The organism is Shewanella indica, from assembly GCF_033842865.1.
In the GTDB taxonomy this organism is placed as follows: Bacteria; Pseudomonadota; Gammaproteobacteria; order Enterobacterales; family Shewanellaceae; genus Shewanella; species Shewanella indica.
This window is the reverse complement of sequence record NZ_JAWXXR010000001.1, coordinates 1,104,894-1,125,976: the sequence shown is the minus strand read 5'-3', so window position 1 is coordinate 1,125,976 and position 21,083 is coordinate 1,104,894. Positions and strand designations below refer to the sequence as shown.

General features: G+C 54.3%; 18 protein-coding genes. 14 read left to right on the top strand and 4 right to left on the bottom strand.

Features of this window, described 5'->3' with window-relative positions; all coding sequences use genetic code 11:
* Nucleotides 1–366: 366 nt before the first annotated feature.
* A complete protein-coding gene (locus SIL79_RS05120) occupies nucleotides 367–897 on the top strand; it encodes a PH domain-containing protein (RefSeq protein ID WP_039035223.1) in 531 nt (176 codons plus the stop codon).
* 54 nt (nucleotides 898–951) lie between these two features.
* Here SIL79_RS05120 and rarD read toward each other — a convergent pair whose 3' ends face one another.
* A complete protein-coding gene (rarD, locus tag SIL79_RS05115; protein ID WP_039035222.1) occupies nucleotides 952–1,836 on the bottom strand; it encodes an EamA family transporter RarD in 885 nt (294 codons plus the stop codon).
* A 106-nt stretch (nucleotides 1,837–1,942) separates the two neighbouring features.
* Nucleotides 1,943–2,407 (bottom strand): thioesterase family protein, encoded by a 465-nt coding sequence (locus SIL79_RS05110; RefSeq protein ID WP_044733531.1) that lies wholly within the window; start codon nucleotides 2,405–2,407, stop codon nucleotides 1,943–1,945.
* Between the two features lie 204 nt (nucleotides 2,408–2,611).
* Here SIL79_RS05110 and recQ point away from each other — a divergent pair, with 204 nt between their 5' ends.
* Nucleotides 2,612–4,399, top strand: coding sequence for a DNA helicase RecQ (recQ, locus tag SIL79_RS05105; protein WP_405130426.1), 1,788 nt, complete (start codon nucleotides 2,612–2,614; stop codon nucleotides 4,397–4,399).
* Here recQ and SIL79_RS05100 read toward each other — a convergent pair.
* The gene (locus SIL79_RS05100) at nucleotides 4,381–6,144 is read right to left on the bottom strand and encodes a diguanylate cyclase domain-containing protein (protein WP_319619037.1); all 1,764 of its coding nucleotides are present in this window, start codon (nucleotides 6,142–6,144) and stop codon (nucleotides 4,381–4,383) included. The two genes, recQ and SIL79_RS05100, sit on opposite strands and share 19 nt — an antisense overlap.
* Nucleotides 6,145–6,623: 479 nt before the next feature.
* On the opposite strand from SIL79_RS05100, the gene leuA reads away from it, so the two are divergent.
* The 10 genes from leuA (at nucleotide 6,624) to SIL79_RS05050 (ending at nucleotide 18,746) form a co-directional block, all read left to right on the top strand.
* Nucleotides 6,624–8,192 (top strand): 2-isopropylmalate synthase, encoded by a 1,569-nt coding sequence (leuA, locus tag SIL79_RS05095; RefSeq protein WP_071476019.1) that lies wholly within the window; start codon nucleotides 6,624–6,626, stop codon nucleotides 8,190–8,192.
* The gene (gene leuB / locus SIL79_RS05090; RefSeq protein WP_039035217.1) at nucleotides 8,189–9,283 is read left to right on the top strand and encodes a 3-isopropylmalate dehydrogenase; all 1,095 of its coding nucleotides are present in this window, start codon (nucleotides 8,189–8,191) and stop codon (nucleotides 9,281–9,283) included. The genes leuA and leuB overlap by 4 nt, the downstream gene beginning before the upstream one ends.
* A complete protein-coding gene (gene leuC, locus SIL79_RS05085; RefSeq protein ID WP_319619036.1) occupies nucleotides 9,283–10,692 on the top strand; it encodes a 3-isopropylmalate dehydratase large subunit in 1,410 nt (469 codons plus the stop codon). Before leuB ends, leuC begins: the two co-directional genes overlap by 1 nt.
* 1 nt (nucleotide 10,693) lies before the next feature.
* Nucleotides 10,694–11,299: a 3-isopropylmalate dehydratase small subunit gene (gene leuD / locus SIL79_RS05080; protein WP_144362119.1), complete on the top strand. Its 606-nt coding sequence runs from the start codon at nucleotides 10,694–10,696 to the stop codon at nucleotides 11,297–11,299.
* Nucleotides 11,300–11,807: 508 nt separating this feature from the next.
* Nucleotides 11,808–13,154: an outer membrane protein transport protein gene (locus SIL79_RS05075; RefSeq protein ID WP_319619035.1), complete on the top strand. Its 1,347-nt coding sequence runs from the start codon at nucleotides 11,808–11,810 to the stop codon at nucleotides 13,152–13,154.
* Nucleotides 13,155–13,332: 178 nt separating this feature from the next.
* Entirely contained in the window at nucleotides 13,333–13,803 is a 471-nt protein-coding gene (locus SIL79_RS05070; protein WP_251767454.1) for a nuclear transport factor 2 family protein, read from the top strand.
* Between the two features lie 25 nt (nucleotides 13,804–13,828).
* Nucleotides 13,829–15,334: a glycerol kinase GlpK gene (gene glpK, locus SIL79_RS05065; RefSeq protein WP_071476024.1), complete on the top strand. Its 1,506-nt coding sequence runs from the start codon at nucleotides 13,829–13,831 to the stop codon at nucleotides 15,332–15,334.
* Nucleotides 15,335–15,423: 89 nt separating this feature from the next.
* The gene (locus tag SIL79_RS05060; protein WP_319619034.1) at nucleotides 15,424–16,137 is read left to right on the top strand and encodes an NUDIX hydrolase; all 714 of its coding nucleotides are present in this window, start codon (nucleotides 15,424–15,426) and stop codon (nucleotides 16,135–16,137) included.
* Nucleotides 16,138–16,286: 149 nt separating this feature from the next.
* Nucleotides 16,287–17,153, top strand: coding sequence for a ribose-phosphate diphosphokinase (prs, locus tag SIL79_RS05055; RefSeq protein ID WP_160289578.1), 867 nt, complete (start codon nucleotides 16,287–16,289; stop codon nucleotides 17,151–17,153).
* 12 nt (nucleotides 17,154–17,165) lie between these two features.
* Entirely contained in the window at nucleotides 17,166–18,746 is a 1,581-nt protein-coding gene (locus tag SIL79_RS05050) for a nicotinate phosphoribosyltransferase (protein ID WP_233963014.1), read from the top strand.
* A 31-nt stretch (nucleotides 18,747–18,777) separates the two neighbouring features.
* On the opposite strand, the gene SIL79_RS05045 is transcribed toward SIL79_RS05050, so the two are convergent.
* Nucleotides 18,778–19,077 carry a hypothetical protein gene (locus SIL79_RS05045; RefSeq protein WP_052248197.1) on the bottom strand — a complete coding sequence of 100 codons (300 nt, stop codon included), beginning with the start codon at nucleotides 19,075–19,077 and terminating at the stop codon, nucleotides 18,778–18,780.
* A 571-nt stretch (nucleotides 19,078–19,648) separates the two neighbouring features.
* Between SIL79_RS05045 and mraZ the strand changes: the two genes are divergently transcribed.
* Both mraZ and rsmH read left to right on the top strand, forming a co-directional pair.
* Nucleotides 19,649–20,107, top strand: a complete 459-nt coding sequence (mraZ, locus tag SIL79_RS05040) for a division/cell wall cluster transcriptional repressor MraZ (protein WP_319619033.1) — start codon at nucleotides 19,649–19,651, stop codon at nucleotides 20,105–20,107.
* Nucleotides 20,108–20,136: 29 nt separating this feature from the next.
* Entirely contained in the window at nucleotides 20,137–21,078 is a 942-nt protein-coding gene (rsmH, locus tag SIL79_RS05035; protein ID WP_144362114.1) for a 16S rRNA (cytosine(1402)-N(4))-methyltransferase RsmH, read from the top strand.
* The last annotated feature ends 5 nt before the right edge of the window (nucleotides 21,079–21,083 follow it).

The following is a 21,083-nucleotide window of genomic DNA, read 5'->3' as shown; positions in this document are numbered from 1 at the left end:
GGCGCCGTATCCGTGCCCGTTTGATGCGTCTTGCAGGTACTTGTCAGCCACGTGATTATTTACCAGATTGTTTAGTTCTAGGTTTTTGCTTGCGACTCGAATGAGTGCCGTAGTTTCCGGTAGTGTAAACATACTCCAAAGTTGCTGGGTCATGGATTCTGTTTATATATCAAGCCCCTGCATTTTAAAATTATCCACTCCTTCTTTGAATTAAAGTCTTGCAGACCACATTAAGGCCCTGTTCGGGCTTTGATTTCAGTTTTAGTCGGGCAGCGCTTTTTATTACTGCGAGATTTTATTTTTGACATATTATGTCTTTCAAACCTAAGCTAAGGCCACTTATGCCTATCCATTAAGGAGCAAGAGATGAACAGTGGAAGTTACGAGTTGGCGCCATTGACCGGCGTCGCCATTGGCAGCTTTATCGCCTTGATACTGATGTTGGCGGCTATATTGCTGTTTATCCGCAGGCGAAAGATGCCGACAACGGCCAAGAGCGCCGCCTCGGGTTTGCTGTTGGTAACATTGGCGGGTTCTGTGTGGGTATTTTGGCAGGCGCAGGCATCCAAGGTGGAATTGACGGCTCAAAGCCTGGTGATCGAGGTGCCTTTCTACGGTCAGAGCCTGGCTCCTGAGCATCTGCGTATCTCAGAGTCGAAAGTGATTAAGCTCGGCGATGCCAGTGGCCCCAAGCTTGGCATGCGTACCCAGGGCATAGGTCTGCCCGGTTACACCCTGGGGTGGTATCGGCTCAATGATGGCAGCAAAGCGTTTGTGGCTCTGACGGAAAAAGACAGCGTTTTGTTGTTGCCGACCGACCTTGGTTACAGCCTGCTGCTGAGTATGCCTGAAGCGGAGAGTTTGCTTAAGGGACTGGGGCAGAACCTGCCGGGATAAACGTTGAATATTGCTTAACCGGCCCGGAAACTCCATCCGGGCCGATTGTACTTGTTACCTGCGAGAGCGTTTTTGCAGCATATCCAAAGTAAACACCACCAGGGCGGCCCAGATAAAGCCGAAGGTAATGCTCTTTTCGATATCGAAGGGTTCATCGAACAGGGTCACCGCCATGATAAACATGATGCTGGGGCCAATGTACTGGAAGAAGCCCAGCATGATCAGCGGGATCCGCACTGCCGCACCGGCAAAGCACAGCAAGGGGATGGTGGTGATGATACCGGCAGCCATCAGCAGCAGGTTGAGATCCCAACTGTTGCTGAGCATATTGGCGCTGGCTTCACCGGTGCCCAGCAGTAAAAAGCCCAGCGCTGCCGGCATTAACACTGCAGTTTCGACCAAAAGTCCTGTCTTGGCGTCGACATTGACCTTCTTGCGCAGCAGGGCGTAGAAACCGAAGGAGGCTGCGAGCCCCAGGGATACCAGCGGAATTGAGCCGAAGGAAACCAGCTGGATCACCACCCCGGCAGCGGCAAGCGATACCGCAACCCATTGCAGTTTTCCGAGTCGCTCCCCCAGAAACAGCATGCCGAGCATCACATTGAACAGCGGGTTGATAAAGTAGCCCAGGCTGGCATCCAGCATATGATCATTGTTGACCGCCCAGATAAACAGCAGCCAGTTGCCGGCGATAAGAATCGAAGTCAGCAGCAGTACCGCCAACTGTTTCGGGCGCTTGAGTAACAGCCTGAGCTGTCCGAAACCACCGATAAATTGCATCAGGACCCCCATAAAGACGAAGGACCAGATGATGCGGTGCAACAGGATCTCGGGGGCCGAGACATGATGCAGCAACTTGAAGTACAGCGGCGCAAAGCCCCAAAAAATATAAGCGCAAAGGGCGAGAATGACCCCCTTGCGGTATTCGGTTTCAGGCATAGGTACTACACAATGACGAAAAGGAGAGAAGGGCGATTGTAGGGGGCAAAGCCCCTCGGCTCAAGTTATCGACAACAGATTCAGTGTTTGAGTTTTAAACAGCCACTCAGCCGACCATGTAAGTCCCTGTACCAAAAGCGATATGGCTGCCTTTTTCATTATGCAGCTCCATTCGACAGACAGAGACCCTGTTGCCGGCACGGATCACTGTTCCTGTGCCGCTGAAGACTTCTCCCCAGCCGGGGCGCAGATAGTCGACCCTGAGATCTATGGTGCTCAGGGTTTGCAGTCGCTGTTGCAGCTGCTCCACTGTCCAGTTGTCGCGACTAATAACCAAGCCGGAGAATGCCGTCAGGCCGCCAACCACATCCAGCACGGTTGCGGTAACCCCGCCATGGAGTATTTTTTGATGTATGTTGCCGATTAGCTCCGGCTTCATTTTGATCTCCACTTCGACACCAGAGGCGTCGTATCGGCGGATCCCAAGGCCGAGAAGATTGTGAAAAGGCACGTGTTTATCAAATACTTCTGCTACCTTGGCGAGTACTTCGGCTTGAATGTCCTGGCTCATAGGGCTTCCTGCGGTTGTTGTTTTTTAGAGCAATCAATCTAACGCTAATATGGCCGTTTGCCTAGTCCAGGCGGAAAAATCCCCTCTTGGCTGGCACTCTGGTGTTGGCTTCATTTAGAATAGCGGCCTCTTCTTTGGACACAGACAGTCATGGATCAGCCGCTGAGTATCGCTCCCGAGAGCCTAAATCATCCCCAAGACCCTATGCAGCAAGCCTTGCAGCAGGTATTTGGCTACCGGACTTTCCGTGAAGGGCAGCGCCAGGTGATTGAACGTGTGATGGCCGGGGAAGACTGCATGGTGATCATGCCCACCGGCGGTGGCAAGAGTCTGTGTTACCAACTGCCCGCATTGTTGATGCCAGGGCTGACTCTGGTGGTTTCGCCGCTGATCTCCCTGATGAAAGATCAGGTCGACAGCCTGCTGCAGACCGGAGTCAATGCCGCTTATCTCAACTCATCCCTGCCCAGGGAGCAGAGCCTCAAGGTGCTGCGCCAGTTGCATCAGGGGGAGATCCGCCTGTTGTATGTCTCGCCGGAGCGCTTGCTGCAGCATGAGTTTATTGAGCGGCTGCAATCCCTGCCGTTGTCGATGTTTGCCGTGGATGAGGCGCACTGTATCAGCCAGTGGGGCCATGATTTTCGCCCCGAATATGCCCAGCTTGGCCGCCTGAAACAGCTGTTTCCCGGCGTGCCTGTGATGGCGCTGACCGCCACCGCCGATAAGGCGACCCGGGAAGATATCTGCCAGCGGCTCAATATCGCCCCCTATGTGCTTCTTTCCAGCTTTGATAGACCGAATATTCGCTACACAGTGGCGGAAAAGCTCAACGCCGCCAATCAATTGCGTCAGTTTATTGCCGCGCAGAACGGCGCCGCCGGGATTGTTTATTGCTCCAGCCGCCGCCGGGTCGATGAAGTGGCCGAAAGGCTGAGGTTACAGGGCTATGCCGCCGAAGGCTATCATGCAGGTATGAGCGGTGACGAGCGCGCCAGTGTCCAGGACAGATTTCTCAAGGAACAGTTGGATATAGTGGTGGCCACGGTCGCCTTCGGCATGGGGATCAACAAGTCCAACGTGCGTTTTGTGGTGCATTACGATCTGCCCAAGAGCATAGAGGCCTACTATCAGGAAACCGGCCGCGCCGGGCGAGATGGTCTCGAGGCCGAAGCCTTTATGCTGTTCGAGCCCGCCGATATCGGCCGGGTGCGCCACCTGATTGAGCAGGGGGAACCCGGGCCGCAGCAACAGGTGGAACTGCATAAACTCAATACCATGGCGGCCTTTGCCGAAGCCCAGACCTGCCGCCGCCAGGTGTTGCTGCACTACTTTGATGAACCGGCGCTGGAGCCCTGCGGTAACTGTGATATCTGCCTGGACCCGCCGAAACGCTACAACGGTACCGAGGATGCACAGAAGGTGTTGTCCTGCATATATCGCTTGGGGCAGAGGTTTGGCATGAACCAGTTGATTGAGGTGCTCAGAGGCTCCAAGTCCGCCGCCGTGGTCGACAGGGGGCACGACAAGTTATCCACTTGGGGCGTCGGCAAAGACAAGAGCCATGAACACTGGCTCAGTGTGACCAGGCAGCTTATCCATCTTGGGCTGGCGAGCCAGGATATTACCCGCGGCTCGAGTATTCGCCTGAATCCGGCCGCCAGGCCTGTGCTCAGGGGCGAAGTTGCACTGATGTTGGCCGAACCCAGAATTGACCTGCATGTTACCCGCAGGCGCAGTGTCAGCAGCAAGGCGCCACTCAATTACGATCGCAAGCTGTTTGCCCGTCTCAAGCAGTTAAGGCGCAGCATAGCCGAAGAGCATGACGTCCCACCCTATCTGGTATTCAACGATGCAACCCTGGCGGAAATGGCGGCGATTTTGCCTACCAGTCAGGGCGAGATGTTGGCGGTCAATGGTGTTGGTGAGCGCAAGTTGGCCCGCTTTGGCGATCAGTTTCTTGACGAGATAGAGGCTTATCTCGCCGGTGACTGATGTTGCTCGGCGGCTTTCTGCTGGCTGAGTTGGTTGACTCCGGCACGCTTCACCAGGCTATCCAGGGTATCGGGCTGCTGCAGCGAGGCTACTCCAATAGGTACACAGTGATCTGCTTGCCAGCTCTGCACTATCGGCTTGAGTTGCTCGCTGACCTGCAAAGCGCCCTGGACTGAGGTGTAGGGCAGCAGGATCACTATCTCATCCATGCTGTAGCGCAGCAGTCTGTCTTGCTCCCTGAGTTTCTGTTCCAGCGCCCGCTGCAGGGCGGAAAGATCCACCTGACGTATATGGCTGGTACTCAGCAGCAGCAGGCTCAAGGGGTAGTTGCCCTTTTTGGCACTGCTGAGCATAACATCTAACTGCTGGGCCACCGGTAGTCTTTCCAGCGCCACAGTGCTCGGTTGTTGCCAGCGGTTACGGCAACTGACCAACCAGAATAGTGTACCTATGATGGCGAGCGCCAGCACTGAAATGGCGCCGTAGGCTTGGCTCAGTTTGGAGCGCTGATCGGCACTGGCAAGACGAATGTTCTGCTGGGTTTCTACCTGCAGCTGCTCCTGCTGGCTGAGCCTGGCCTTGTATTGCATAAAGCGGGTATTGTTGAGCTGTTTTTGGGCCTCGGCTGCGGCCTGGGCCGCCAGTTTCATCGCCTCGTATGCCGGCTTAAACTCTGCTTTTTCGGCGTAATAGTCACTGATAAGCTGTTGGGTGTAGGCCACTTCATCGGCCAGTTGCAGTTGCTCGGCCTGCTGCGCTGCTTGCATCAGTAGCCTTATGCCTTCATCGTCGTTACGCTGGGCAAGACGTACCCTGGCCAATAGCCGGGTAGCACGCATATAGTTGTTTACTTTGCCTTGTTTTTCATAGGTTTGCAGGGCAATACCCACTAACTCATCGGAGATCTCGGTTCTGCCCCTGGCGAGTTCTATCACGGCTATCTGGCTGTAACTGTTGGCAAGTTCCAGCGGTGAGCCTATCTCGGGCAACAGAATTTTGGACTGTTTCAGCAGGCTGTCGGCTTGGGCTGTATTCTCCTGCGCCAGCGCGACTCCGGCGGCCATCAATAACAGCACATGGCGCACTTTGCCTTTGGCTTCATCTGTGTCCAGTGCCAACTTGAGGTAGTAAGCCGCTTGGCGCAGGTCGCCGGTGGAATACATCAGGCTGGCCATGTCGCCGTAAACATAGGCCAGAGGCGGCGATAACCAGGACGGATTTTGACTGCTGATATCCGGGTAGATGTCCAGCGCCAGGCGCAGATCTTCAATGGCGGTGCCATAATTGCCAAGGTCGTTCTCCAGCTGGCCCTTGAGTCTCAGGGCGTTGACCAGAGCCTGGGGTTGGTTGTGGTGTTTGGCCTGTTCAATGGCGCCGTCGAGTAACAGCAGTGATTGCTTCAGATCATCGAAATTGGCATAGGCATCGGCGCGGCAGATTTGAAAATAACTTTTGGCCTGTTCCAGCCTTAGCTGCCTGGCTCTGGCTTCCCCCAGTTCGGCCAGATTGATGGCGGCGCCGTTGTCTCCTAATTGCAGTAGTGCTTCACATTTAAATAGCTGTAATCTCAGCATTTGGGCCTGATTCAACTCGGAGGCCTGACGCTCAAGTTCATTGATTTGGGTCAGCGCCAGCGTAGGATATTGATAGAGGGTGTTGGCCAGAGTGTCCAACCGCTCCGCGGCCCAAAGCGCGCCAGAAAATGACCACAGGAGCAAGCTCAGTGCCAAGAGGCGAAAATCCATTTTTTCTCCGCTGAGTGAAGGTGAGTTTTGCCGGGGGAAACCGTGTTGGGATAATAACTATTTTTTATCATTTTTGGCACAAAAAATGATGCTATCGGCAAGATTTTATTCATCTATTTAGCTTTGGAGCGCCAAGGCTGGAATGGTGCAAATCAGCACGTTAAGCCGAAATTTTCAACTGATGCTGAGAAATATAGGCTTGACAGCGGGTAAGCTGGCAGTTAATTATTGAACTTCTTGAACCCGGTGGGAAGAATATAAACCCACTTCAAACGAATTTTTATCTGGTATAGAACGGCTAAATGAACCCACAAATGCAACTGTCTCTCCTCCTCCTTACTCTCGCAGCCACTGCGCGGAGGAGCTAGACTTGCACGTCGATTAGCAAGCCAGAACTCAAAACCCCGCGCCAGAAACCGCGGGGTTTTTTGTTTCTGGCACGGGAAAAATCAATCGAAACCCTTGAATGGAGAATCCAGATGTCTGACAGAGTGTTTATTTTCGATACCACCTTACGGGACGGCGAGCAGGCGCTGGCTGCCAGCCTGACAGTGAAAGAAAAACTGCAGATAGCTATGGCTCTCGAGCGCCTGGGGGTCGACATCATGGAGGTAGGGTTCCCGGTTTCCTCTCCCGGCGACTTTGAGTCGGTACAGACCATAGCCCGGACCATCAAAAACAGCCGGGTTTGTGCCCTGTCGCGGGCACTGGAGAAAGATATCGACGCCGCGGCCCAGGCCTTGTCAGTCGCGGATCAGTTCCGCATTCATACCTTTATTTCAACCTCAAATATCCATGTGCAGAGCAAACTGAAGCGCTCCTTCGACCAAGTGCTGGAGATGGCGGTAGGGGCGGTGAAGTATGCCAGGCGTTTTACCGATGATGTGGAGTTTTCCTGCGAAGACGCCGGCCGGACCCCGATAGATAATCTGTGTCGCATGGTCGAGGCGGCCATTGATGCCGGTGCCCGCACCATCAATATTCCGGACACAGTGGGCTATACCCTTCCCAGCGAGTTCGGCGGCATTATTCAAACCCTGTTCAACCGGGTGCCCAATATCGATCAGGCGGTGATCTCTGTGCACTGCCACGACGATTTGGGGTTGTCGGTCGCCAACTCCATCATGGCGGTGCAGCAGGGGGCCCGGCAGATTGAGTGTACCGTCAACGGCATAGGTGAGCGGGCCGGTAACTGTTCACTGGAAGAGATCGCCATGATCCTGGCGACCCGCAAGGATATTCTGGGGCTGGAGACAGGCATCAAGGCTCAGGAAATTCACCGCACCTCCTCCATGGTGAGCCAGTTATGCAATATGCCTATTCAGGCCAACAAGGCGATAGTGGGCGCCAATGCCTTTACCCATTCATCCGGTATCCATCAAGACGGCATGTTAAAGGCGCAAAACACCTATGAAATCATGACACCTGAGAGCATAGGCCTGAATCGCAATCACCTGAATATGACCTCACGCTCCGGCCGCCATGTGATCAAGCATCGAATGGAGCAGATGGGTTATTCAGAGCAGGATTATTCATTGGATCAGCTGTACGACGCCTTCCTGAAACTGGCCGACAAGAAGGGCCAGGTGTTCGACTATGACCTGGAAGCCTTGGTGTATATGGAGGGCCGGGCGGCGGCCGACGACCACTTCCAGTTGCAGCAGCTGGTGGTGCAATCCGACTCTACCGAGGGCATGGCCACCGCCACTGTACGTATTGAAGCCGCCGGTGAGGTAGTGACCGAAGCCGCCACCGGCAATGGCCCTGTGGATGCTGCCTATAAGGCGATAGCCCGCGCCAGCGGTCAGAGCGTGGATATCTGCAGCTATAAGTTGAGCGCCAAAGGCGAAGGCCAGAATGCGCTGGGGCAGGTGGATATTACGGCTCAGTACCAGGGGCGCAATTTCCACGGTGTCGGCTTGGCTACCGATGTGGTCGAGGCTTCGGCCGCGGCCCTGGTGCATGTGATGAACCTTATTCAGCGTGCCGACCAGGTGGCGGATCATAAACAGAAAATACAACAGAGAAAGGAGTTGGGTGGCGTATGAGTTATCAGATAGCGGTATTGGCCGGCGACGGCATAGGCCCGGAAGTCATGGCCCAGGCCCGTAAGGTGCTGACGGCGGTAGAGCAACGCTTCGACCTGGCAATGGAGTACGCCGAATATGATGTCGGCGGCATAGCGATAGATAACCATGGCTGCCCATTGCCGGCATCGACCCTGGCCGGATGTGAAGCGGCAGATGCAATTTTGTTTGGCTCGGTCGGCGGCCCCAAATGGGAAAAACTGCCTCCCAATGAACAACCCGAGCGCGGCGCGTTGTTGCCGCTGCGGGGCCATTTCGGCTTATTCAGTAACCTCAGACCGGCCAAGTTACATCAGGGGCTGGAACATCTGTCGCCGTTGCGCGCCGATATCTCGGCCAAAGGGTTTGATGTGCTGTGCGTACGTGAACTGACCGGCGGTATCTACTTTGGCAAACCCAAGGGACGTCAGGGGGAGGGCGAGAGTGAAGAGGCGTTTGACACCATGAGATACAGCCGCGCCGAGATCCGCCGAATCGCCCATATCGCCTTCGAGGCCGCCCGTGGCCGCCGCGGCAAGGTGACGTCGGTCGACAAGGCCAACGTGCTGGCCTGCTCGGTACTTTGGCGTGAAGTGGTCGAGCAGGTCGCGAGCGAGTATCCGGATGTGGAACTGGAACATATCTATATCGATAACGCCACCATGCAACTGCTGCGTCGCCCCTGGGACTTTGATGTGATGCTGTGCTCCAACCTGTTCGGCGACATACTTTCCGATGAAATCGCCATGTTGACCGGCTCCATGGGGCTGTTGTCATCGGCTTCCATCAACAGCAGTGGTTTTGGTCTCTATGAACCGGCCGGTGGCAGTGCCCCGGATATTGCCGGCAAGGGGATTGCCAACCCGGTAGCGCAGATCCTGTCGGCGGCCTTGATGTTGCGCCACAGTCTGCAGCAGGAAGAAGCGGCGGCAGCGATAGAGCGCGCCGTTGGCAAGGCGCTGGCAGATGGCTTCTTTACCTGTGAGTTGCTGGCGCCGGAGCAGCGGCATAATGCCAAGACCACGGCAGAGATGGGTGACTATATCGCCAATGCGATTCGGGAGGGGGTGTAATGGGTAAGACATTGTATGAAAAGGTGTGGGATGCCCACCTGGTGACGACGCCGGAAGGAGAAGCGCCGATTATTTACGTCGACCGTCATCTGGTGCACGAGGTGACCTCGCCCCAGGCCTTCAGTGGCCTGAAGATGGCCGGGCGCCAACTTCGGGCACCGGACAAGACCTTTGCCACCATGGATCACAACACCTCGACCAAGAGCGCCAGTCTGGACGCCTTGAGCCCCATGGCGCGCACTCAGGTTGAAACCCTGGCACAAAACTGTCGCGAATTCGGTGTGCGTCTGTATGACATTCACCACCCCAATCAGGGCATAGTACATGTGATGGGGCCTGAACTGGGCATTACCCTGCCGGGTACGGTTATTGTCTGTGGCGATTCCCATACCGCTACCCACGGTGCCTTTGGCGCGCTGGCCTTTGGTATCGGCACCTCTGAGGTGGAGCATGTGCTGGCCACCCAAACGCTGCGGCAGCTCAAGGCCAAGACCATGAGAGTTGAGGTCAAGGGACAACTGGGCGAGGGGATTACCGCCAAGGATGTGGTACTGGCGATTATCGGCAAGATAGGCATGGATGGCGGCACCGGCTATGTGGTGGAGTTTTGCGGTGACGCGATTCGCGCCCTGTCGATGGAGGGGCGCATGACGCTGTGCAACATGGCGATTGAGATGGGTGCCAAGGCCGGCATGGTCGCGCCGGATGAAACCACGTTCGCCTATCTTGAGGGGCGTCAGTTTGCGCCCAAGGGCACCGATTGGGATGCCGCCCTGGCAGCCTGGAAGACGCTCAAGTCCGATGATGATGCTATCTTCGATGCCTATGTGGAGTTGGAAGGCAGTGAAATCGCACCGCAACTCACCTGGGGCACTAATCCGGGCCAGGTGGTGGCCATAGATAAACCTGTGCCCAACCCCGCCGAGGAGGCCGATGCCACAGTGCGCGGCAGTATGGAAAAGGCGCTGAATTATATAGGGTTGACGCCAGGTACCCTGATGACGGATGTGGCCATCAACAAGGTCTTTATCGGTTCATGCACCAATTCACGCATCGAAGATCTGCGCAGCGCCGCGGCGCAGATCCGCGGTCGGCGGGTGGCTGACGGCGTGACCGCCATAGTGGTGCCTGGCTCGGGACAAGTAAAGGCTCAGGCCGAAGCCGAAGGGCTGGATAAACTGTTTGTCGAGGCCGGGTTTGAATGGCGCTTGCCGGGCTGCTCCATGTGCCTGGCGATGAATGATGATCGCCTGGAAAGCGGCGATCGCTGCGCCTCAACCAGTAACCGCAACTTTGAGGGGCGGCAGGGGCGCGGCAGTCGTACCCATCTGGTGAGCCCTGCCATGGCAGCCGCTGCCGCCATTGCCGGTCACTTTGTCGATATCCGCCACGCTGGCCAGGAGAAATAAAATGCAGGCTTTTACTATTCATCAGGGAATTGCGGTGCCATTGGATAGCGCCAATGTGGATACGGATCAGATCATCCCCAAACAGTTTCTATCCAAGGTCACCAAGGATGGCTTCGGTGTCCATCTTTTTCACGACTGGCGCTATCTGGACGATGCCGGTGAGCAGCCGGATCCTGCCTTTGTGATGAATCAGCCCAGATATCAGCGAGCCTCCATTTTACTGGCGCGGGAAAACTTCGGTTGTGGTTCCAGCCGTGAACACGCGCCTTGGGCCCTGGCCGATTATGGTTTGCGGGTGATTATTGCGCCCAGCTTTGCCGATATCTTTTACGGCAATGCCATCAATAATGGGTTATTGCCGGTGATCCTTGAGGCCGCTGAGGTGCAGCAGTTATTTGAGGAGGTAACGGCGACCGAAGGCAGTGAAATCAAGGTTGACCTGCAGCAGTGTCAGGTTGTTTCACCCTCCGGGAAACGCTTTGTATTTCAACTGGCTGAATCTGCCCGTCATAAGCTGCTCAATGGATTGGATGCTATCGGCCTGACTCTGTCCCATGAGCAGGCCATTGCCGATTATGAAGCCGGGCTGCCGGGCTGGCGGGCCTGATCCAATCTGTATATTCAGCGTACACTTGTACAAGAGCAGACCAGTGGCTTGGTAACTGGGCTGCTCTCTTGTGTTCCAAACAAGTATGTTGACCGTCTTAAACTAGAATTTGTCATTTAAAAACAATTATTTGATTGTTTTATCTATAGGGCGGCAGACTAGAGCTTTGAATGCTTAGTGATTTATGCTGTTTGTCTGGTTTAAATTAGGTGAACAAGTGTTTTTATGGGTTTTTGTTTTAATTGTTTTATTTTTCAATGGTCTATGTTGATTCTGTAGTGATTTTTCAATCCTTTTTAGCAAACATTAATGCCATTTATTCTCTGTTTTAAGCACTCTTGAAGTGATCTTTGTCACTTTCTTGTCTTTATGTGGTGATTTTTTTGGTGTTTTACTCTGTTTTTTGCCTTCTGCTTGCAAAGATATTCTGTGTCAGTAAACTGCGCCGCAACAAAATGGAGTGATTACTCTATTTAGAAATTGCTAAATGAACAGGCAGAGAATAACAATGAAGAAACAACTTATTGCTGTCGCCATTGCGGCCAGCTTTGTGGGTGCAACGACTCAGGTACAAGCGGCGGGTTTCCAACTGGCGGAATCTTCCGCGACCGGACTTGGACGAGCCTTCGCCGGTGAAGCGGCCATGGCCGATAACCCAGCGGTTCAGGGGCGTAACCCTGCCATGCTCAGCTATCTTGAAGGTCGGCAGATCTCTGCCGGGGCCATCTATGTGATGCCGGACGTTGACGCCACAGGCCAGGTTTCGCTGGCATCTCCTTTGCTGCCGCAATCTATCACCATGAATGCCGATGCGCTCGATGTGGCAGACAACGCCGCAGTACCTAACTTCTATTACTCCAACCAGCTCAACGACAGTTGGACCTGGGGTCTGGCTCTGAACTCCAACTATGGTCTGTCTACCGAACTGTCGGCCGCTCATGCGGCCTCCATTTTTGGTAATAAGACAGCCATTACCACAGTAGAGTTGAATACCAATATTGCTTACCGCATTGATGAGCACTTCACTGTGGGTGCCGGTCTGCGCGGCGTATATGGTGACGGTGAAATCGGTGCTTCGGTTCCCGGCTGGATTGAAGGTGTTCGTGCCATCCCTGGCTTACCTGCAGAGGTGACTTCGCGTTTGCCTGCCGCCGGTACTGAGCTCAAGCATCTGGAAGGCGATGATTTCGGTTATGGATGGCAACTGGGTGCCAGCTGGCAGATCAATGCTAATCACCGCCTGGGTATCGCCTATCACAGCCACGTTGAGCTGGATCTGGACGGTCAGGCCCGTGGCCTGGTCTATACAGGCGGTACTGCCGAGGTGGATGGTTACTTGCCATTAGAGCTGCCGGCATTTGCCGAGCTGGCTTCTTACCATCAGTTGACTGACAACTGGGCGATGCACGCCAGCATCAACTGGACCGACTGGAGCGTATTCAACAAGCTGGTGGCGTATTTCCCCGGCGAGCAGAAGCCTGTCGGTGGCCTGGAATCCGATCTGGTGAAGGAAGAAAACTTTAAAGATAACTGGCGCTTTGCTCTGGGTACCAGCTACCAGCTGAACAACGCATGGTTGCTGCGTGCCGGTGTTGCTCTGGATAAGACAGCGGTTGACGATGAATACCGTACCATCACTATTCCAGATACCGACCGTCTCTGGTTCAGTGTCGGTGCCGGTTATGCGCCCAGCAAGAACCTGACAGTGGATCTGGGTCTGACCTATATCCGTGCCCACGGTGATGCTCCTATCACAGAGACTCAAGATTTGATGGGTCTGGCTCAGGTTGCCTTCCAGGGCGATGCCAGCGGCCACGTCTGGTTGGCGGGTCTGCAAGTGACCTACAAGATGTAATACCATTCCAGCCAAGGAATGAGACAAGAGCCCCGCCGAGCGGGGCTTTTTCATATCTGTCAGGCAGGCCAGATCGGCTTGATGGTCACCAAGGTTAGATCTAAGGCTGTTTTATACTTGGCGTGGCCGGTCTCAGGGCTTATATTCATGCTATTGCCAACAAAAGAATAATAAGCCCATGAAATATCCATTCTTGTTTGCCAGCGCTATCTCACTGATTTCAATGCCGAGTTTGGCCGAGTCTGATCCTGTCAGTTTGTTTATTCAGGGGTTCAATGAGCAAAAGATTGAGCTGATGTTGGCGCAAACCACCGAAGAGGTGACTTGGTTTAATGTCAGCATCACCAAGGTTGACCGACAGGCTTCCGGGCATTCGGAGTTGGGCGCGGCGATGACCGACTATTTTCAAACTCTGCCGGGGGCCAAGGCCAGTATTCTTGGCTCGCTGAGTTCGGGTAACTATGTCAGCACCTTGGAAAAGGTCAGCTGGCAACAGGATGGCGAGCAACACAGCCAATGTAATATGGGCGTTTATAGCTTGAGGGGCGATAAGATTGCCGCCGTCTGGTATTACCCGGCGCAGGAGTGTGATATTCCCGAAGCGGAAATCGGCTTACCCCGGGGCGATCAGCCCTGGCAGCAAAATTAATTCAGCCACCCAAGAAAGCTTTCACGTGCAAAAAAAATATATTATTGCCCTGGATCAGGGCACGACCAGCTCACGGGCGATTATTTTCGATCAGCAGGCCAATATCGTGGCCGTCTCCCAGCGGGAGTTCAGTCAGCACTACCCACAACCCGGCTGGGTCGAGCATGATCCCATGGAAATCTGGGCATCCCAGAGTTCGACACTAATAGAGGTCATCGCCCGCGCCGGGATCCACAGTGACGAAGTGGCAGCCATCGGCATCACCAATCAGCGGGAAACCACTGTCATCTGGGATAAGCTCACGGGTAAGCCAGTTGCCAACGCCATTGTTTGGCAGTGCCGGCGCAGCAAGGAGATCTGTGAGCAGCTCAAGGCCGAGGGGCTGGAGGACTATGTCCGCGACAATACAGGTTTGTTACTGGATCCCTATTTTTCGGCCACCAAGATTAAGTGGTTGCTGGATAATGTTGAGGGTGCCCGCGAGCGGGCCGAAAGAGGCGAGTTGCTCTTTGGCACGATCGACAGCTGGCTGGTATGGAAGCTGACCGAGGGCAAGGTGCATGTGACTGACCCCACCAATGCGTCGCGCACCATGCTCTACAACATCCACAAACAATGCTGGGATCAGACCCTGTTGCAGGCGCTCGACATCCCTGCTTCGTTGTTGCCCGAGGTCAAGCCGTCTATGGCTGTTTATGGCACAACCCGGATTGCCGGTGAGGGCAGTGAAATTCTCATCGCCGGTATGGCCGGGGATCAGCAGGCGGCGCTGTTCGGCCAGCTGTGCGTCGAACCCGGCATGGCCAAGAATACCTATGGCACCGGCTGCTTTTTGCTGATGAACACAGGTGACAAGGCGGTGCGCTCAGAGCATGGGTTGCTGACCACAGTGGCTGTAGGCCCCAAGGGTGAGGTGCAATACGCGCTGGAAGGCTCGGTATTTATGGGCGGCGCGACCATACAGTGGCTGAGGGACGAGTTGGGGCTTATTCGTGATGCCCAGGACACAGAGTACTTTGCCTCCAAGGTAGAAGATACCAATGGGGTTTATCTGGTGCCGGCATTTGTTGGGCTGGGAGCCCCTTACTGGGATGCCAACGCCCGCGGCTCCTTGCAAGGATTGACCCGCGGGGTAAACCGCAACCACATCATACGTGCGGCGCTGGAATCCATCGCCTATCAGAGCCGGGATCTGCTGGATGCCATGAGTAAAGACAGCGCGGTTGCACTCAAGCAACTGAGGGTGGATGGCGGCGCCGTGAGTAACGACTTCCTGATGCAGTTTCAGGCCGATATCACAGATACTCAAGTACTGCGGCCGGCCTTGACCGAAACTACCGCCATGGGCGCGGCATTTTTGGCCGGTCTTGCCTGTGGTTTCTGGGGCTCGGTGGAAGATCTTTCTCACCGGAGCGATGTTGAACGTTGCTTCGAGCCGGCCATGGATGAAGGACGGCGGGAGCTGTATTACCGCGGTTGGCAAAAGGCGGTGGACAGGTGTCGCCACTGGCATGAAACCGAGGAACTGTGATGTGCCGGGCGGTTTCTTGTCGGCTGTTATTGTCTCCCATTGAATAGTGACTCAAAATAGTGCCCCAAAGACACCAAAGTGAGCCCGCCATGACAGTGACGACCGAAGACGAATATCTGGCGCAATACAATATCCATGATTATCCGCTGCCGCTAACCAGTGTCGATAGCGTGCTGCTCTGTGTGCAAGAAGGGCAATTGTGTGTGCTCTTGGTCAAGCGTTCCGGGTTTCCCTGCAAGGGGATGTGGGCATTGCCGGGAGGCTTTATCGATCTGCAGCAGGATCAGGATATCGATGCTTCGGCCAAGCGCAAACTTAAGCAAAAGACCGGCATAGTGCCGCCCTACCTGGAGCAGTTACAGAGTATAGGCAATGGCCGCCGGGATCCCAGAGGCTGGTCGGTCACCATCAGCTATTATGCGCTGATGCCTCATCTTGACCCCGTCATGGAAGGGTCTGAAGAGAGCCGCTGGTTCAGCTTGCAGTCGCTGCCCGAACACTTGGCCTTTGATCACGCCGAGATCATAGCCTTGGCACAGGAGCGCTTACGCCAAAAGGCGCTCTACAGCCTGGTGGCGGCTTTTGCCCTGCCGGAATTGTTTACCCTGGCCGAATTGCAGCGAGTGCATGAGGCCATCCTGGGCAAGCCACTGCAGAAGAAATCCTTCCGGCGGCGAATCGAGCAGGCCGGCGTGCTCGCCCCCTGTGGCGAGGGCCGGGCCGAAGTCGGTCGCCCACCCCAGCTCTACCGGGTATTGCCTGAAGCCGCCGATTATCGCTTTGTACGCAACCTGGAAGCTTGAACTCCATTCGAGATTTTTTGGTTTATCACTATCTTAGCTATTGGTTTAGTTCTTTTTTAAATAAGTGTCCTATAGACTTAAAATAAGCTTGACCATTCTAAGTTGTTGTTTTAGATTAAGTGTCATTAAGACACTTAATGGTGAGCGATATGGATATCAGTATTGAGCTAGTAAACAAAGATGCGACCCGACAGGCTTTGACTGTTGAGCAATGGCAGTTTGCCGGTGGTGAGCAGCATGTGCGTTTGGCAGGTTTTGATGGACAACAGCTACAGAGCGCGATTATCTACGCCAGGTTGCAGAGCAGTGATGCCATCATGCAGCTGCTGCTGATCAAAGATGCTTTGGACCGCGCCGCCCCCGGCATTCAGGTTTCACTGCAACTTCCCTATTTCCCCTATGCCCGCCAAGACAGGGTTTGCGTCGCAGGTGAAGCTTTTTCCGCCGCCGTGATGGCGGGGGTGCTGCGAAATGCCGGTTTCAGCCAGATCCGCTGTTGGGATCTGCACTCGGCGGTCAGTGAGCAACTGCTGGAGGCCGAGCAGGTACATCAGGCGCAGCTGGTTTGTCAGTTTGCGCAACTGAAGCAGTGGCTGCAAAGCCACCAGGCGGCGCTGCTGGCACCGGACAAGGGCGCCAGCCACAAGATTGCCAAGGTTGCCGATGCGCTGAGTGCCGCCGGGATTGAGGCCGAAGTGTTTCAGGCCAGTAAACGCCGGGATCCGGCGACGGGCACCATATTGGCATCCGAGTTGGACGCCGAGGTTGCTGGCCGCAGTTTGCTGATCCTGGATGATATTTGCGATGGTGGCAGAACCTTTATCGAGCTGGCGCGGCTTTTGAAACAAAAAGGCGCCGCCCGAGTGGGACTCTATGTGACCCATGGCCTATTTTCTCGCGGAATAGAGCCGCTGGAAGGTTTGATTGATGCCGTGTTTACCACAGATTCGGTGCGCCCATTGCATCCGTTTGAGTCGCAAATTGTCGAGCTGCACACCTTGAAACTGTTCGAATAAAAGGAGTTTATTATGAGTATCATCGCCCCCTCAATGCAGAAGGATGTCTACAAAGAGTTTCATGGTCGCGCCTATCATCCTCAGGTGACAGAGGTGTATGCCAACTTCACTTCCCGCAGCGGTCGCAATGCCAACATAATGGATAATGATAAGGTCGCTTTTATTGGACTGCAGTATTTTATCAAGAGCTATTTGATGGAGGAGTGGGACAGCTTCTTTCGTCAGCCCAAGGCGCAGGCGGTGGCCGCCCATAAGCGCATACTCAGTGCCATGCTGGGGTATAGCGTTGATGTCTCTTATCTGGAAAAACTCCACGACCTTGGGTATTTACCGCTGCGGATCAAGGCGCTGGAAGAGGGCACTCTGGTGCCTTATCTGGTACCGCCGTTGACCATAGCCAACACCCATCCGGATTTCCCCTGGCTGACCAACATGATAGAAACTGTGCTCAGTTGTGAAAACTGGCCGATACAAACCAGTGCCACCACGGCCGTTGCTTACCTGCGTACCTTTAAAGAGTTCGCCGATAAGACAGGCCTGCCCGCCGAGATGATAGCGTTTCAGGGGCATGACTTCAGTTTTCGCGGCATGTTCGGTAAGCAGGCCGCCGCCATGAGTGGTTTTGGCCATTTGGCCAGCGGCTTTGTTGGAACCGACACCATTCCGGCGGTGCTGTTTGCCGAGAAGTACTATGGTGCCGATGTCGATAAGGAGTTGGTTGGCGCCTCAGTGGATGCCACCGAGCACTCGGTGACCTGTTCCTGGATCCTCGAAGGGGAGATCGCCTTCTTCCGTTATCTGATGCAGACCCAGTCTCCCAAGGGGATCCTCAGTGTGGTGTCCGATACCTGGGATTTCTGGACTCTGGTGACTCAATACTTACCTGAACTCAAGCAGGAGATCCTCGAGCGTGACGGCACCCTGGTGATCCGTCCCGATTCCGGTGATCCTGTGACCATTCTCAGTGGTTATAAGCTGGCGCCTGAATCACTTATCCGCGAATGCGGCCTGGATGAAGCCTTGCAAAAGGCGGCCGATAGCGGTTATGAGGCGATAAGTTGGTATGGTGAGTTTATCGGTCTGCAGCGTCAAATCCTGATGGCCTGCGAGGTGAAGGGGCTTATCGAGTGCCTGTGGGACATTTTTGGTGGCACCTTGACCGACAAGGGTTACAAGCTACTGGATAGCCATGTGGGTGCCATCTATGGCGATGCCATCACGCTTGAGCGCCAACGACAAATACTGCAGCGTTTAATGGATAAAGGTTTTGCTTCCAAAGTCGTGCTGGGGATTGGCTCATACAGCTATCAGTATGTCACCCGAGATACCCATGGCTCGGCAGTCAAGGCGACTCATGTGATAAAAGACGGCGAGCCGCTGGCTATTTTCAAGGCGCCCAAGACAGATAACCAAAAGCGTTCCGCCAAAGGGCTACTGCAAGTGGTTATGCAAGACGGGGAGCTGGTGCTGAGAGACGATGTTTCGGTGACTGAAGAAGCCCAGGGGCTGCTGCAAACCGTTTATGAGGATGGCAAACTGCTTCGCGAAACCAATCTGGCCGAGATACGTCAACGGGTGGCGGCGCAGCTGTGAAGCCTTGATTCAATGGCCCCAGTGGGCAGGGTCAGACATCGATATCTATGATCTGACCCTTGCCTTCTTCTTGAGGCCTGGATTCATTTTTTGCCTCATCTTCCCTACGACGGTTATGTTTGCGCCGCTCGCGGGCAAAGCCTTTTTGTTCTTTGCGGCGATCGCCGATTCTTTCACGTTTGTCTATCTCGGGAGGCAGTTGCGATTGCGGGGCTTCGTGGCTGTCGGGCGCTATAGCTGAGCTGGTTTTGACCTGCTCCACTTCGCGTTTGGGCTGAAATACCGCTTTGACCGGGCGTGCCAACATGGCGTAAATGCTGTCTAATCCCATGATGTCCCCCCTGATTTAACGGTGTTTTTTTAGGTGAACACCGCATTGTCTGCAAGCCTTATATCCTTTTATCGGCCAGGAGTGTTTAAAATTTAGACTGTTATTGTTGTTTCTGGTTCCTTGGGCTTTTGGGGTAAGAATAAATTGCTTCTTTGCATTCACAATAGCGGTTCGCCGAATGACCTGACGGCTTTAGGTTATAAGGGGTAAATCTGCTTTTCTGTGCCTTTAGTGTTTTGTTCTGGGTTCTTGGAGCCATGACAAAGTTTGCGCTGGATCGTATTACTCACATGCTCAATTTTGGGAAACTTCTCCACAATCATCTCTTTTCACTGTGAAAATCTTCCTGGCCTGTGTCGAAATTTTCCCCTGACAGGTGCGTTTGCACCACTTTTTGCCACTTGGAATTCGCTAATGTAAAAAATGTTGTGACACGCTGCTAACCCGCTTGGTGACTGGCTTTATTCGAGTTTGCATTGCTTGACAATCCTTGTTGACTGTCCCTAAACTTAGCATCTGTGGGAATTTGTGGATATTTGTGGATCTATTAACTGAACAAGGATGAAACCAAGTGTTTTCCGGCGCAAGTGCTTTGAATCTGGATGCCAAGGGGCGGATCGCTATGCCAACGCGATACCGCGAGCCTCTGCATGCCGATCATCAGGGCAAGCTGGTGATTACTGTGGATATCCAATCTCCCTGTCTGTTGATCTATCCGGTAAACGAATGGAACAAAGTTGCCGACAAACTGCTCAGTTTGTCTGATTTCCAACCGCAGGAACGGGCGATGAAACGCCTGATGCTGGGTTATGCCCAGGAATGTGAGTTGGATACCAATGGCCGGGTTTTGTTGACTCCGCCGCTCAGACAATATGCCTCCTTGGAAAAGAAGACCATGTTGGTCGGGCAGTTGAACAAATTCGAACTCTGGGATGAACAGGTCTGGCAGCAGCAGTTGGCCGACAGCCTGGAGATGATTAAGAGCCAGGGATTGACCGCCAGTGAGCGGCTGGCCGATTTCTCACTCTGATGAGTGAGACCAGATTAAAGAAGAGAGTGATGAGCCAAAACTTTGCCCACCTGTCTGTCCTGCTTCAAGAAACGGTAGACGGGCTCAATATCCGCCCAGATGGCATCTATATCGACGGTACTTTCGGTCGGGGTGGACACTCACGTCAGATCCTTGCCCGCCTGGGGCCTCAAGGGCGGCTGATCGCCATCGACAGAGACCCGGCGGCCATTGAAGCCGCGAAACAGTTCGCCGATGACCCGCGTTTCTCCATAGTTCATGGCGGTTTCGGCCAGTTGGCCGACTATGTTGAGCAACTTGGGCTAGTGGGCAAGATAGACGGCGTCTTGCTGGATCTCGGTGTGTCATCGCCGCAACTGGACGATGCCGAACGTGGCTTTAGTTTTCTGCGTGATGGCCCACTCGATATGCGGATGGATAACAGTCAGGGGCAAACGGCGGCGCAGTGGCTCGCCAGAGCAGAGATTGAAGATATGGCCTGGGTGTTCAAGACCTATGGTGAAGAGAAAAATGCCCGCCATATTGCCCGTTGCATCGCCGCTGACCGTGATGAAAAACCGTTTTTACGCACCAAAGATTTGGCCAGCTTGATCGAAAGGATCACCAAACACAAAGAACGTAACAAGCATCCGGCAACCCGGGTGTTTCAGGCGATTCGTATCTATATCAACAGCGAGCTGGATCAGATAGATCAGGCGCTGGAAGGTGCATTGAAGGTACTGGCGCCCAAGGGCCGACTGTCGATCATCAGCTTCCATTCTCTTGAAGATCGTATGGTGAAGCGTTTTATCCGCCGTCACAGCAAAGGTGAGGAAGTGCCTTACGGCTTGCCGGTGACCGAGGCAGAGCTCAACCGCTCACGGCAGTTGTTGCCCATAGGCAAGGCGATGAAACCGTCGGATGAAGAGATTGCCGTTAATGCCCGGGCCCGCAGTTCTGTACTCAGAATTGCCGAGCGTTTGCCCTACTGAGGTGG

Coding starts and splice junctions, on each gene's coding strand:
- rsmH (WP_144362114.1), top strand. CDS start 20,137: ATGAGCCAAAACTTTGCCCACCTGTCTGTCCTGCTTCAAGAAACGGTA.
- rarD (WP_039035222.1), bottom strand. CDS start 1,836: ATGCCTGAAACCGAATACCGCAAGGGGGTCATTCTCGCCCTTTGCGCT.
- leuB (WP_039035217.1), top strand. CDS start 8,189: ATGAGTTATCAGATAGCGGTATTGGCCGGCGACGGCATAGGCCCGGAA.
- prs (WP_160289578.1), top strand. CDS start 16,287: ATGGATATCAGTATTGAGCTAGTAAACAAAGATGCGACCCGACAGGCT.
- recQ (WP_405130426.1), top strand. CDS start 2,612: ATGCAGCAAGCCTTGCAGCAGGTATTTGGCTACCGGACTTTCCGTGAA.
- leuC (WP_319619036.1), top strand. CDS start 9,283: ATGGGTAAGACATTGTATGAAAAGGTGTGGGATGCCCACCTGGTGACG.
- SIL79_RS05075 (WP_319619035.1), top strand. CDS start 11,808: ATGAAGAAACAACTTATTGCTGTCGCCATTGCGGCCAGCTTTGTGGGT.
- SIL79_RS05045 (WP_052248197.1), bottom strand. CDS start 19,077: ATGGGATTAGACAGCATTTACGCCATGTTGGCACGCCCGGTCAAAGCG.
- SIL79_RS05110 (WP_044733531.1), bottom strand. CDS start 2,407: ATGAGCCAGGACATTCAAGCCGAAGTACTCGCCAAGGTAGCAGAAGTA.
- SIL79_RS05100 (WP_319619037.1), bottom strand. CDS start 6,144: ATGGATTTTCGCCTCTTGGCACTGAGCTTGCTCCTGTGGTCATTTTCT.
- SIL79_RS05120 (WP_039035223.1), top strand. CDS start 367: ATGAACAGTGGAAGTTACGAGTTGGCGCCATTGACCGGCGTCGCCATT.
- leuA (WP_071476019.1), top strand. CDS start 6,624: ATGTCTGACAGAGTGTTTATTTTCGATACCACCTTACGGGACGGCGAG.
- SIL79_RS05050 (WP_233963014.1), top strand. CDS start 17,166: ATGAGTATCATCGCCCCCTCAATGCAGAAGGATGTCTACAAAGAGTTT.
- SIL79_RS05060 (WP_319619034.1), top strand. CDS start 15,424: ATGACAGTGACGACCGAAGACGAATATCTGGCGCAATACAATATCCAT.
- leuD (WP_144362119.1), top strand. CDS start 10,694: ATGCAGGCTTTTACTATTCATCAGGGAATTGCGGTGCCATTGGATAGC.
- SIL79_RS05070 (WP_251767454.1), top strand. CDS start 13,333: ATGAAATATCCATTCTTGTTTGCCAGCGCTATCTCACTGATTTCAATG.